Source organism: Nitrosospira multiformis (genome assembly GCF_900110185.1).
Classification (GTDB): Bacteria; Pseudomonadota; Gammaproteobacteria; order Burkholderiales; family Nitrosomonadaceae; genus Nitrosospira; species Nitrosospira multiformis_A.
The window spans coordinates 1-12,021 of sequence record NZ_FOCT01000019.1; the positions used below are offsets into that span (position 1 = coordinate 1).

At 56.0% G+C, this 12,021-nt stretch carries 12 protein-coding genes; 10 read left to right on the forward strand and 2 right to left on the reverse strand.

All coding sequences use genetic code 11. From position 1 onward, the window contains the following. The first annotated feature begins 10 nt into the window (after window positions 1-10). Window positions 11-106 carry a DUF445 family protein gene (locus tag BMY01_RS18880; protein WP_081353981.1) on the forward strand — a complete coding sequence of 32 codons (96 nt, stop codon included), beginning with the start codon at window positions 11-13 and terminating at the stop codon, window positions 104-106. A 123-nt stretch (window positions 107-229) separates the two neighbouring features. Here BMY01_RS18880 and BMY01_RS15370 read toward each other — a convergent pair whose 3' ends face one another. Next, entirely contained in the window at window positions 230-1,753 is a 1,524-nt protein-coding gene (locus BMY01_RS15370) for a YifB family Mg chelatase-like AAA ATPase (RefSeq protein WP_074749003.1), read from the reverse strand. A 111-nt stretch (window positions 1,754-1,864) separates the two neighbouring features. Further along, window positions 1,865-2,167 carry an accessory factor UbiK family protein gene (locus BMY01_RS15375; RefSeq protein ID WP_074709282.1) on the reverse strand — a complete coding sequence of 101 codons (303 nt, stop codon included), beginning with the start codon at window positions 2,165-2,167 and terminating at the stop codon, window positions 1,865-1,867. A gap of 96 nt (window positions 2,168-2,263) precedes the next feature. Between BMY01_RS15375 and BMY01_RS15380 the strand changes: the two genes are divergently transcribed. From BMY01_RS15380 to purD, 9 genes are all read left to right on the forward strand, one after another. After that, window positions 2,264-3,298 (forward strand): aminoglycoside phosphotransferase family protein, encoded by a 1,035-nt coding sequence (locus BMY01_RS15380; RefSeq protein WP_074749004.1) that lies wholly within the window; start codon window positions 2,264-2,266, stop codon window positions 3,296-3,298. 25 nt (window positions 3,299-3,323) lie between these two features. Next, complete coding sequence (gene murU, locus BMY01_RS15385; protein ID WP_074749005.1) at window positions 3,324-4,031, forward strand: N-acetylmuramate alpha-1-phosphate uridylyltransferase MurU; 708 nt, start codon at window positions 3,324-3,326, stop codon at window positions 4,029-4,031. A gap of 114 nt (window positions 4,032-4,145) precedes the next feature. Beyond that, window positions 4,146-5,468: a Xaa-Pro aminopeptidase gene (pepP, locus tag BMY01_RS15390; RefSeq protein ID WP_074749006.1), complete on the forward strand. Its 1,323-nt coding sequence runs from the start codon at window positions 4,146-4,148 to the stop codon at window positions 5,466-5,468. Continuing rightward, entirely contained in the window at window positions 5,468-5,812 is a 345-nt protein-coding gene (locus tag BMY01_RS15395) for a hypothetical protein (RefSeq protein WP_074749007.1), read from the forward strand. Before pepP ends, BMY01_RS15395 begins: the two co-directional genes overlap by 1 nt. An 80-nt stretch (window positions 5,813-5,892) precedes the next feature. Continuing rightward, window positions 5,893-7,200 carry an FAD-dependent monooxygenase gene (locus BMY01_RS15400; RefSeq protein WP_074749008.1) on the forward strand — a complete coding sequence of 436 codons (1,308 nt, stop codon included), beginning with the start codon at window positions 5,893-5,895 and terminating at the stop codon, window positions 7,198-7,200. A 328-nt stretch (window positions 7,201-7,528) separates the two neighbouring features. After that, window positions 7,529-8,542 (forward strand): tRNA dihydrouridine synthase DusB, encoded by a 1,014-nt coding sequence (gene dusB, locus BMY01_RS15410; RefSeq protein ID WP_074749010.1) that lies wholly within the window; start codon window positions 7,529-7,531, stop codon window positions 8,540-8,542. Beyond that, entirely contained in the window at window positions 8,539-8,781 is a 243-nt protein-coding gene (locus BMY01_RS15415) for a helix-turn-helix domain-containing protein (protein ID WP_074749011.1), read from the forward strand. The genes dusB and BMY01_RS15415 overlap by 4 nt, the downstream gene beginning before the upstream one ends. 110 nt (window positions 8,782-8,891) lie before the next feature. Further along, window positions 8,892-10,466: a bifunctional phosphoribosylaminoimidazolecarboxamide formyltransferase/IMP cyclohydrolase gene (gene purH / locus BMY01_RS15420; RefSeq protein ID WP_074749012.1), complete on the forward strand. Its 1,575-nt coding sequence runs from the start codon at window positions 8,892-8,894 to the stop codon at window positions 10,464-10,466. Between the two features lie 201 nt (window positions 10,467-10,667). Next, window positions 10,668-11,978: a phosphoribosylamine--glycine ligase gene (purD, locus tag BMY01_RS15425; RefSeq protein WP_074749013.1), complete on the forward strand. Its 1,311-nt coding sequence runs from the start codon at window positions 10,668-10,670 to the stop codon at window positions 11,976-11,978. The last annotated feature ends 43 nt before the right edge of the window (window positions 11,979-12,021 follow it).

The window sequence follows — 12,021 nt, forward strand, 5'->3', positions numbered from 1 at the left end:
CGAGCGGCAGGTGGGCGAGGACCTGCAGTACATTCGCATCAATGGCACGCTGATAGGCGGGTTGGCAGGCCTGACGATTTACACCATCGCCCACGCGTTCGCTTGACCTCCAGTCGCTGCGAACATGCTTCTCAGCAAGTTTTCAAGAACATGCTAACGCGCTGTCGCGTGGAATAAGGCATAACGAGCAGGCATAGGGCAATCTGAGGCAATTCAATCTGAGGCAATTCTAGTTCCGATCCATTTTCCGGTACTGCACCGCTTCAGCAATATGGGCACCGGTAATCCCCGGGCTTGCGGCCAGGTCAGCAATTGTGCGCGCGACTTTCAGGATGCGATGATAAGCGCGGGCGGAAAGATTCAGACGACTGATAGCCTGCCCGAGCAGGTTCTCCCCCGATTTGTCTGGAATACAGTATTTGTCGATATCCTTTACTGCCAGATAGGCATTCGCCCTTCCTTGCCGCTCCAGTTGCCACTGATAAGCGGTCTGCACGCGCCTCTGGATGATTCCGCTGGATTCCCCCTGCGCCTGCCGCATCAGGTCCTCTTGAGGCGGAGCCGGCACTTCGATCTGTATATCGATTCGGTCCAGCAGGGGGCCGGAGATCTTTCCACGGTAGCGCGCCACCTGATCAGGCGTGCAGCGGCATTTTCCGCTGAAATGTCCGAGGTAGCCGCAAAGACAGGGATTCATGGCTGCAACCAGTTGGAAGCGTGCGGGAAATTCGGCCTGTCGTGCCGCTCGCGAAATCGTGATGCGTCCCGATTCCAGCGGTTCGCGCAATACCTCCAATACCTTGCGATCGAACTCGGGCAATTCATCCAGAAACAATACCCCGTTCGCTGCCAGCGAAATCTCACCGGGACGGGGATTGCTGCCACCTCCGACAAGAGCAACGCCCGAAGCCGTATGATGGGGGGAACGATAGGGGCGCCGCTTCCAGTTGGCAACGTTGAAGCCGCTACTTCCGAGGGATTGCATTGCTGCCGATTCGAGTGCTTCCTCTTCGGTCATGGCAGGCAGGATGCCGGGCAGGCGTGCCGCCAGCATGGACTTGCCCGTACCGGGAGGGCCGACCATCAAGAGACTATGACTGCCTGCCGCAGCAATTTCGAGCGCCCGCTTGGCCTGTGCCTGTCCTTTAACCTCTTCCATGCCGGGATAGCGACGCGCACTCTCCTCACCCTCGCCTGCACCCTTGTCCTTCTCCGCATGAAGCGAATAAAGCTGCAGAGGTTCACGCCCGGCAAGATGGGCGCAAATCTGGAGCAGGGAAGTTACGGGGTAAACCGCAGCTTCTCTGACCAGCGACGCCTCCGCGGCGTTTTGTTGAGGCAGCACGAAACTGCGGCCGGAGCGGGCGGCGCCATAAGTCATAGCGAGCGCGCCGCGGATGGAGCGCAGTTCTCCGGTCAGCGCCAGTTCTCCCGCCCATTCGTAAAGGCCGAGCTTGTCCGATGGAATCTGGCCAGTCGCGGCCAATATACCCAACGCAATCGGCAGGTCGAAGCGGCCGCTTTCCTTGGGCAGATCAGCCGGTGCGAGATTGACCGTGATGCGTCGGGGCGGAAACTCGAAGTGCGCGTTTTGCAGCGCAGCCCGCACGCGATCCTTGCTTTCCTTTACTTCCGCTTCCGGCAGGCCGACGATGGTAAAGCCCGGCAGTCCATTGGCAATGTGAACCTCCACTGTTACCAGTGGCGCCTCCATGCCAGCGATAGCGCGGCTATAGAGAACAGCAAGCGGCATGCGAAAAAATTCTCAACCTGAATGGGATCGTTTAATAAAGATAATAAACGGCAGCGTTGAGCATTTCTTGCATATTAAAAGCCTGATATTCTGAACCTCAGAATACCCGCCTTATTCCGTTTCCGACAGATCGTCCAGCGTCTCCGGGGGCACGTCCAGGGTGTTGGGTAGGGGGCCACTCTTCGCAGCGCTTTCCAATGCTGCTACCCGTGTTTCGAGCGCGATCAGTTTTTCACGCGTGCGCTTGAGCACCTCCTGCTGTACTTCGAATTCTTCGCGCGTTACCAGGTCCAGACGGGTGAACACCGCCCCGAGCATGACGCGAAGGTTCTTCTCGACATCCTTCACCGGGCTTTGCGAGACCAATTCATTGACTTTGGTTACAATTTCATCCAGTACTTTCTGATTAACCATAATTCCTCCTGTTTCTGCTTCGCCACCGGACCGGTGAGAAGCGATACTTGATGTTAAAATCTCATACTTCGGTCAAATAGGCAATCGGCAGATTATATGGAACGCTTCCGTCTTCTGGAAAACTGGCTCGTCGCAAAGTTTCCTGATAGGCAGTTTACCTTGTCGCCTGCTTCGGCGGATGCAAGTTTTCGACGCTATTTCCGCGTCAAGTTCGACGACGGCAGAACCTTGATTGTGATGGACGCGCCCCCGCAACAGGAAGATTGCAGTTCCTTTTTGCAGGTGGCCAGCCTGTTTTCGGCGGCAGGTGTTCATGTGCCGAAGATTCTGGCGCAGGATTTACCCCAGGGCTTTTTGTTGCTGTCCGATCTCGGGAGCACGACCTTTCTGCAGGCGTTGAATGCCAATTCAAACGGCATCGACAGCGTGGCCAGGGATGCTGAAGCAAACCGTTTATACAGCGACGCCACGAGTGCGCTTCTCAAGATCCAGCTTGTGAGCCGACCGGGCTTGTTGCCGGATTACAACGAAGCGTTGCTGCTCAGGGAGCTGAATCTTTTTCCGGACTGGTATCTCGCTTATCATTTGCAGGTGACGCCTGTCCCCACCCAAAAGGCGCAACTTGATGCCATTTTCCGGCTCATCCTGGAAAATAATCTGGCACAACCCAGAGTTTTTGTTCACCGTGACTACCACTCGCGCAACCTGATGGTAACGTCATCCAACCCGGGGATTCTCGATTTTCAGGATGCAGTATATGGTCCCATTACTTACGATCTTGTATCCCTGTTCAAGGATGCATACATCCGCTGGGACGAAGAACGCATACTGGACTGGCTGATCCGCTATTGGGAGCAGGCGCGCAAACTCGAATTGCCGGTTGCAGCAAGCTTTGCGGATTTTTACCGTGATTTCGAGTGGATGGGCGTGCAGCGCCATCTCAAGGTCCTGGGAATATTTTCGCGCCTGAATTATCGGGATGGCAAGAGCGGTTATCTCAAGGACATCCCGCTGGTAGCGAATTACCTGCGCAAGGCGTGCGAGCGCTACCGCGAGCTCGATCCCTTGCTGACGCTGCTTGACAGGTGGGAGAGCCACAAGCCGGGATTGAAAGTTGGCTACACTTTCTGAGAAGGCCGGAACCGGGTTTGCGGCCATGATCCTTGCGGCGGGACGTGGAGAACGCATGCGTCCCTTGACCGATACTTTGCCCAAGCCTTTACTGCGCGTGGGAGGCAGGGCGCTGATCGAATATCACCTGCAAAATCTCGCACAAGCCGGGTTTCGCGATATTGTCATCAATCACGCTCATCTTGGACAGATGATCGAAGCCGCGCTGGGCAATGGCGAGCGCTTCGGGGTTCGCATTCACTACTCGCCTGAACCCGCTGCGCTGGAAACCGCGGGCGGAATTGCGCAAGCCCTGCCTATACTAAGAGCGGGCTCTGGCAAAGGGCAGCGTCAACCTTTTCTTGCCGTGAATGCCGATATCTATTGCAGCATGGACTTCTCAACTCTGCTGCCGGTCTTGCACCGCATGCGGGAGCATCCGGACAATGCGCTTGCGCACCTGGTGCTGGTTAACAATCCTGCGCATCACCCGAACGGGGATTTTTCTCTCGCATCCGGCAGGGTTGCAGTAACCGGAAAAGAGATGCTTACGTTCAGTGGCATTGGCATATATCAGGCCGAGCTTTTTCAGGATATTGTGCCCGGAACCGTGGCTAAACTCGCTCCATTGTTGAAGGAGGCCATGGCCAGAGAAAAAGTGAGCGGACAACGCTACTCCGGATTATGGGTGGATGTAGGTACCCCGGAACGTCTTCGCCTGCTCGACACCGATCTGATGCGGCCGGTGTCGTAACTGCCTCCTACCCCCTCCCGGCGTTCCGGAATCAGGCGGGATCGGGATCAGGGGAAAAGAATGGGCTGATTTACTTTGCTTTATACATTCAGATACTGTAAAAATGCTTGTTAAATGACCCCCGTTAAATCCTTCGCCGATCGTCGCCATTCCCTGGCATGGCAAATGCAGGAAGGCGTTGCCATCATTCCCACTGCCCCTGAGCGTCTGCGGAACCGGGATGCGCATTATCCTTACCGCTTCGACAGCTATTTCTATTACCTGACGGGCTTTACCGAGCCGGAGGCGGTGCTGGTGATCGTAGCTGGGCCGGTGGATGGCGTATCGAAACACATCCTGTTTTGCCGGGAGAAAAACGCCGAGCGAGAGATATGGGATGGGTACCGTTATGGCCCCGAAGCGGCCCGGGAAGCGTTCGGGTTCGACGAGGCCTATTCCATTTCTGCACTGGATGAGCAGTTGCCCAAGCTGATTGCGGGACAACCGGCAATCTATTACTCACTGGGTCACGACGCAGCTTGGGACGGGCGTGTAGTGGGATGGATCAATGAAGTGCGGCAACAGGTGCGCAGCGGCCTTACTCCCCCCGAGGACATTCGCGATATTCGCCGTCTGCTGGACGAGATGCGTTTGTTCAAAAGCCCGGAAGAGCTGCAGGTCATGGGCCAGGCGGCACGGATTTCGGCGGGTGCCCATCAGCACGTCATGCGGAAAACTCGCGCTGGCATGAAGGAGTATGAAGTGGAGGCGGAGCTGCTGCGCGAATTCCGTCGCCACGGAGCTCAGGCGCCGGCTTACACGCCGATTGTTGCTGGGGGAGCGAACGCTTGCGTGCTTCATTATGTCGAAAACAAGGACAGGCTGAATGAGGGCGAATTATTGCTGATCGATGCAGGCTGCGAACTGGACGGCTACGCATCCGATATCACGCGTACCTTTCCGGTCAACGGAAAATTCAGCGCGGCACAAAAGGATTTGTACGAACTGGTGTTATATGCGCAGGCGGCGGCGATAGCCGAGGTAAGGCCAGGTAATTCCTGGGATGCTCCGCACAATGCAGCCATTGCCGTACTCTCGCAGGGCTTCATTGAATACGGCCTGTGCCGCGGGAGCCTGGAGGAGGTAGTGGAAACGGAAGGCTACAAGCGTTTCTATATGCACCGCACCGGTCATTGGCTGGGGTTGGACGTGCATGACGCCGGTGAATACAAGCAGAATGGAAGATGGCGCGCTTTACTCCCGGGAATGACCCTGACAGTGGAGCCAGGGTGTTACATCCGCGCTGCGGATGATGTACCCGCCCATTTTCATAATATCGGCATCCGTATCGAAGACGATGTTACGGTAACGGAGGAGGGGTGTGAAGTATTGACATCAGCTGCTCCAAAGATGGTGGATGAGATTGAAGAACTGATGCGACGGCGGAAATCGAAATAATGGATGAAAACCCTCGAATAGTTATCAGACGCATAACCCGCGATGGACGCACAGGGGCGCCGGAAGAGTCCGTTTTCAGGGCGGGTGGAGGCGGTGGTCGTTTGCTCACCTATCTGTTTCTGGTCCCTGTGTTTATCGTCATGGCAGTTCTGGGCATTTTCTTTTTTACCGCTTTTCTTGCATTATTTGCAGTCGCCGCTGGTGGTCTCGCATTTCGCATATGGTGGTTGCGACGCAAGTTGCAGAAATCCGGGCAGGCACCGGAAGGAGATTATGTTGTCATCGAAGACGCGGAAATTGTCGAAGAGCGCGTTGACAAGACAAAAGGCCGCCAGGGGCAGTAGTGCAGTAGTGTTCAGCAGCAGTAGCAGCCAGTAGTAACTAGGCGCAATAACAGAAATCCGCTTCACAAGTCAGCTTTTCCATGATCGACGCTCAATATCAATATGACTATGATCTGATCATCATCGGCGGCGGTCCAGTGGGCATGGCGTTGGCTCTCGCGCTACGCAACAGCGGGTTGTCGGTGCTGTTGCTGGAGGCGCGCGGGCTGCCGGAAAAGGCGGAAGACCTCCGTCCTCTGGCATTATCCCAAGGCAGCCGGCTTGTCCTGCAGCGCCTGGGTGTCTGGAAGACGTTATCCGACGTTACTCCTATCTTCACCATTCATGTCTCCAACCAGGGCGGGCTCGGCCGGACCGTTATGATGGCCCGTGAAATAGGCGTGCCCGCACTGGGATATGTAGTGAATTACGATGACGTGTTCCGTGCGATGCACAAGGCCCTTCAAAAGTGCGAAATGGATTACCTGACAGGAGCGCAGGTAACCCATATGGAAACAAGCGACAGATTTGGACGGGTGGAATTTGAACATGAGGGGATAACAAAAAAGGCAACAGCCAGGCTTCTGGTGGTGGCAGACGGGGGCCGTCTCACGGCGCAGATCGAAGGCATCACGCAACAGGTACATGACTACGAGCAATGGGCGATTGTTGCGCGTGTAAAGACCGAGCATTTTGAGGAGCATTTGGCGGAGCAGGTTTCCGGAACGGAATTATTAGATACGAAACCGAAATTTGCCCGAGTTCGAACGAGACCGGGAATGCGGTCTTCACACGCAAAGGCTGCGGAGGATGCTCCCGGAGGCCATCAACCGGGTGTGGCTTATGAACGCTTCACTCCGGAGGGTCCCGTTGCACTACTGCCTGCAGGCGACGGCTTTGCGCTGGTATGGACCGTTTCTCCCGACAGGGCGCAGGAAATTCTTAGCCTGGATGATGCCGCCTTTCTTGAGCGGTTGCACGGCCATTTCGGCGATCGTCTCGGCAGATTTATTGAAGCCGGCAAGCGCTCCGGTTTTCCCCTTACACTCAAGTACGCGACTCCTGTCACGGCCTCTCGCACCGTGTTGATTGGCAATGCCGCCCAGACGCTGCACCCGGTTGCCGGACAGGGCTTCAACCTGGGGCTGCGCGATGCGTGGGAGCTGGCTGAGGAAATTGTGGCATTTCCTGCTGAAACCGGTACACCTGCCATGCTTGCCCGCTACAGCAGCAAGCGCCGGTTGGACAGCAATATGGGACGTACCTTCACGGACTCGCTGGTGAAACTCTTTTCCAACGACAATCCCTTTTTGAGCACTGTGCGCGGCGCGGGGTTAAGTGCGCTCGATTGCCTACCACAGCTCAAAAAGTTCGTTGCGCGGCGCATGATGTTCGGTGCGAGAGGTTGATCCTGAGGATGAAGTTGAGATCGCCCGAGCATGCACGCCCCCATCCGTTCGTGAATCGCAAAACGGATAAGGGTCAGAGCGGTTTGGCGCAAGATAACGCGCCGGAAAAGGCTTCGCGTGCATGGCGAAATCTGCTTAAATCTGCTTTCCAGCAACGGGATTTGCTTCGCCATGAATCCGCTGGTACTCTCTCCTTGCCGCGGCAGCTCTGCTACCGAGGCCTTATCGAAAGCGGCAGGGCCGCTACTCTAATCTGCAATAGCTGTTAGAATTACGTCCATTCTCATCCCTTGTCCGTCGCCGCACTTTGGCGGGCCAGTTCAGAATCATGAAAATCGGTTCTCATACTCTCAAAAACAACCTTATCGTGGCGCCTATGGCGGGAGTGACAGATCGCCCGTTCAGGCAATTGTGCAAAAGCATGGGCGCCGGAATGGCTGTGTCCGAAATGGTGTCGAGCAATTCGCTCCTCTGGGGTTCCGAGAAGACACGCCGCCGCGCCAATCATGAAGGCGAGGTGGATCCGATCTCGGTGCAGATCGCCGGCGCCGACCCGGCGATGATGGCGGAAGCTGCGCGCTACAATGTCGCGCAAGGGGCTCAGATCATCGACATCAATATGGGGTGCCCCGCCAAGAAGATTTGTAATGTCATGGCAGGGTCTGCATTGCTGCAGGACCCGCCGCTGGTCGGCCGGATCCTGGATGCCGTCATAGGCGCGGTGAGTGTACCTGTCACCCTCAAGATTCGCACGGGGTGGGATACCCAGCACAAGAATGCGCTCTCCATTGCCCGCATTGCCGAGAATGCCGGCATCCAGGCGCTTGCCATCCATGGACGTACTCGCGCCTGTGCTTATACCGGCCATGCCGAATACGATACCATCGCGGCAGTCAAGGCTGAGGTGCGGATTCCCGTTGTCGCCAATGGGGACATTACGACACCGGAAAAAGCAAAACATGTGCTTGACTATACGGGAGCGGATGCGGTCATGATCGGTCGCGCAGCACAAGGCCGCCCCTGGATCTTTCGCGAGATCAATCACTATCTCGCGACCGGCTCACACCTTCCACTGCCTGAAGTGGCGGAAATTCACCGTGTACTCGTCGCACATTTGCACGATCTGTATGGCTTCTATGGCGAGTATTCGGGGGTCCGCATCGCCCGCAAGCATATTTCCTGGTATACCAAAGGACTGGTCGGGTCTGCGGGTTTCCGTCATGCCATGAACCAGCTGCAGTCTACCGACCAGCAACTGTCTGCGGTTAACGACTTTTTCAGTGAGCTTGCCGGCTATGGGCGGCGGTTGACCTACGTCGAGGCTGAGGAATTGGTGGCATGAGCATAATTAACGAAAACGATATCGCGCGGTGCGTACGCAAAACGGTCGAAGATTACTTTAACGATCTCGACGGCGAAAAGCCGCATGCCATCCACGAGATGGTGATACACAGCGTGGAAAAGCCTCTGATCGAACTGGTCATGGAAAGAGCCGGAGGTAACCAAACCCGTGCCGCCGAATTGCTCGGCATCAACCGCAATACGCTGCGCAATAAAATGAAGCAGTATCAGATCAAATAGACGCTCGGGCAAAATTGTTGTTTACACGCCTGAAGGTCAGTCGCAAGCGGGCCAATCAACGGTTGTAATGCATCACGCTACAGACCCATCCTGATTCAATAAAAATACGAATGTCGATTAAACGGACCCTGATCAGTGTTTCAGATAAAAGCGGTATTGTCGAGTTTGCGCGAGAGCTGCACAAACTTGGAGTAACCATTCTGTCTACAGGCGGTACCGCCAGACTTTTGAGGGATGCTGGCGTTGCCGCGACCGAGGTCGGGAGCTACACCGGCTTTCCGGAGATGCTGGATGGACGGGTCAAGACCCTGCATCCAAAAATACACGCAGGAATTCTGGCCAGGCGGGATTTGCCCGAGCATGTGTCCGCGCTGGAAAAGGCGGAAATTCCCGCCATCGATCTGGTGGTAGTGAATCTCTATCCTTTCAGCCAGACAGTGGCGCAGCCGGATTGCAGCCTGGAAGAGGCCATTGAAAATATCGATATCGGCGGCCCGACCATGGTGCGCGCTGCTGCCAAGAACTACCAGAGCGTGGCGGTAGTCACCGATCCGGGGGATTATCCCGCGTTACTTGACGAGATGAAGGCTACCGGAGGCGAGGTTACGCCTGAGTTCAGGTTCCGGTTGGCGTGCAAGGCGTTTTCGCATACAGCCGCTTATGATGGAGCGATCAGCAATTACCTCACCTCCATCGAAGGGGAAAATGCACAACGTCGTACCTTTCCGGAACGCCTGAATCTCAATTTCAGCTTGGTGCAGCCTCTGCGCTACGGGGAAAATCCGCATCAGCAGGCCGCTTTTTACCGCGATCCGCAACTCGTTTCCGGTAGCTTTGCAAGCTACAGGCAGTTGCAGGGCAAGGAGCTCTCTTACAACAACATCGCGGATGCGGATGCCGCTTGGGAATGCGTAAAGACGTTTGATTCCCCAGCCTGTGTCATCATCAAGCATGCCAATCCTTGCGGCGTGGCGATCAGGGATTCGCCCCTCGCGGCTTACAAGCTTGCATTTGCCACCGATCCCACTTCCGCATTCGGCGGCATTATCGCTTTCAATCGCACGCTGGACGCCCCGGCTGCCAAGGCGGTGATGAGCCAGTTTGTCGAAGTGATCATCGCGCCGCAAATGACTGATGAGGCAAGGCAGATGCTCGCGCTTAAAACCAATGTGCGCGTGCTGACCGTGGCGCTTGACGTACCATCTGAAACGGGGAACAACGTCTACGACTTCAAGCGAGTGGGTGGAGGATTGCTGGTGCAGACTCCGGACAGCCTCAACGTTACCCCTGAGCAATTAAAGGTGGTGACCAAAGTTCAGCCAACAGCGCAGCAATTGCAGGACCTGCTGTTTGCCTGGCGGGTGGCGAAATTCGTCAAATCGAACGCCATCGTCTTTTGTGCCAATGGGCAGACGCTCGGTGTGGGCGCCGGGCAGATGAGCCGGGTGGATAGCGCGCGCATTGCCTCGATCAAGGCCGGGAACGCGAACCTCATCCTGGCAGGCTCGGTAGTAGCATCCGATGCCTTCTTCCCCTTCCGCGACGGGCTGGATGTCGTCGTTCAGGCGGGGGCGGCGGCGGTCATCCAGCCGGGTGGTAGTGTACGGGATGAAGAGGTTATTGCTGCGGCGGATGAACAAGGGGTGGCAATGGTATTTACCGGCGTGCGCCATTTCAGGCATTGAATGCATGGAAAAAGCGGTTGTTCAATGTCAGCCGGGGCGATAGTGCGCCGTGCAATGCCAACGAATAAAAATTTCTTGTTTCCCGGTTATTGATTTTTGCTTTTCTATGAATCCCTCGATCAACCCAACCAATTACCCGATAGACGCGGATAGCACAGGCCGATTCGCAAGGGGACTCCTTGCAGTTCTGAATCCAGAGATATGAAACTACTTGTAATCGGCGGTGGTGCCAGAGAACACGCCCTCGCGTGGAAGCTGCTGGATTCCTCGCGCAGAAGACTTCCTGCGACCGTATTTGTCGCCCCGGGCAATGCGGGTATCGAGCTCGAAAAAGACCTGAAGAACGTGCCCTTCACCGCCATTCCGGACTTGATCGAATTTGCCAGAAAGGAATCGATTGCGTTCACCGTTGTCGGGCCGGAAGCGCCCCTGGCGGAAGGTGTCGTCGATGCCTTCCGTTTCGCTGGCCTGAAGATCTTCGGTCCTACCCAAAAGGCGGCACAACTGGAAACTTCCAAGGATTTCGCCAAGGCTTTCATGGGCCGCCATGGCATTCCTACCGCAGACTATGCCACCTTCAGTTCCGCTACCAAGGCGCACCGGTATGTCGACAAGAAGGGTGTTCCCATCGTGATAAAAGCGGATGGGCTGGCGGCAGGCAAAGGCGTGGTCGTGGCGGCGACGCTGGAAGAAGCGCATGCCGCCGTGGACAAGATGCTGGGTGAAAAGCAGTCAGGCAAGGCAGGACCGAAGATTGTAATCGAGGAATTTGTGGAAGGCGAAGAAATCAGTTTTATCGTCATGACTGACGGTCGTCACGTTTTGCCGCTGGCCACCAGTCAGGATCACAAGCGCCTGAAGGATGGCGACGAGGGGCCTAACACCGGGGGCATGGGGGCCTATTCGCCCGCTTCCTCGATTACCCCCACTCTCCACGGGAAAATAATGCGGGAAGTCATCCAGCGTGCGATAAATGGGATGGAGAAGGAAGGCGAGCGCTACATAGGTTTCCTTTACGCCGGGCTCATGATTACCCCTGGCGGGGGCATAAAAGTGCTCGAGTTCAATTGCCGTATGGGCGATCCGGAAGCCGAAGTTATCCTGTTGCGCCTCAAGAGCAATTTTATCACCCTCATCGAGCATGCCCTGTCCGGGAATCTGGACAAGATAGAGGCCGAGTGGGATCGGCGGGCTGCTCTAGCGGTGGTGATGGCAGCGAATGGATATCCCGATTCTCCCCGCAAGGGCGATGTCATCGAGGGTCTGTCCGCCTTGCCTGCAACGTTGCCGGTGGAAGGAGACTATCATGTTTTCCATGCGGGAACCGCCCTGGGCGGCGAAAACGGGGAAGAGATCGTGACAGCTGGCGGGCGCGTCCTCTGTGTAGCTGCCTTGGGCGACAACTTCAGGATGGCTCAGCGACGTGCCTATGAAATCGCCGAACAGATTCATTTCGACGGTTGCCAGATGCGGCATGATATCGGGAATCGGGCTATTAACCATCGAAAATAGCAGTGGACAGTGTGGAAGAAAAAACTCAGCAGCAAACAGGTGT

Excerpts from the sequence above, each read along its gene's own strand:
- BMY01_RS15370 (WP_074749003.1), bottom strand. The coding sequence starts at position 1,753 with ATGCCGCTTGCTGTTCTCTATAGCCGCGCTATCGCTGGCATGGAGGCG.
- BMY01_RS15375 (WP_074709282.1), bottom strand. The coding sequence starts at position 2,167 with ATGGTTAATCAGAAAGTACTGGATGAAATTGTAACCAAAGTCAATGAA.
- BMY01_RS15380 (WP_074749004.1), top strand. The coding sequence starts at position 2,264 with ATGGAACGCTTCCGTCTTCTGGAAAACTGGCTCGTCGCAAAGTTTCCT.
- murU (WP_074749005.1), top strand. The coding sequence starts at position 3,324 with ATGATCCTTGCGGCGGGACGTGGAGAACGCATGCGTCCCTTGACCGAT.
- pepP (WP_074749006.1), top strand. The coding sequence starts at position 4,146 with ATGACCCCCGTTAAATCCTTCGCCGATCGTCGCCATTCCCTGGCATGG.
- BMY01_RS15395 (WP_074749007.1), top strand. The coding sequence starts at position 5,468 with ATGGATGAAAACCCTCGAATAGTTATCAGACGCATAACCCGCGATGGA.
- BMY01_RS15400 (WP_074749008.1), top strand. The coding sequence starts at position 5,893 with ATGATCGACGCTCAATATCAATATGACTATGATCTGATCATCATCGGC.
- dusB (WP_074749010.1), top strand. The coding sequence starts at position 7,529 with ATGAAAATCGGTTCTCATACTCTCAAAAACAACCTTATCGTGGCGCCT.
- BMY01_RS15415 (WP_074749011.1), top strand. The coding sequence starts at position 8,539 with ATGAGCATAATTAACGAAAACGATATCGCGCGGTGCGTACGCAAAACG.
- purH (WP_074749012.1), top strand. The coding sequence starts at position 8,892 with ATGTCGATTAAACGGACCCTGATCAGTGTTTCAGATAAAAGCGGTATT.
- purD (WP_074749013.1), top strand. The coding sequence starts at position 10,668 with ATGAAACTACTTGTAATCGGCGGTGGTGCCAGAGAACACGCCCTCGCG.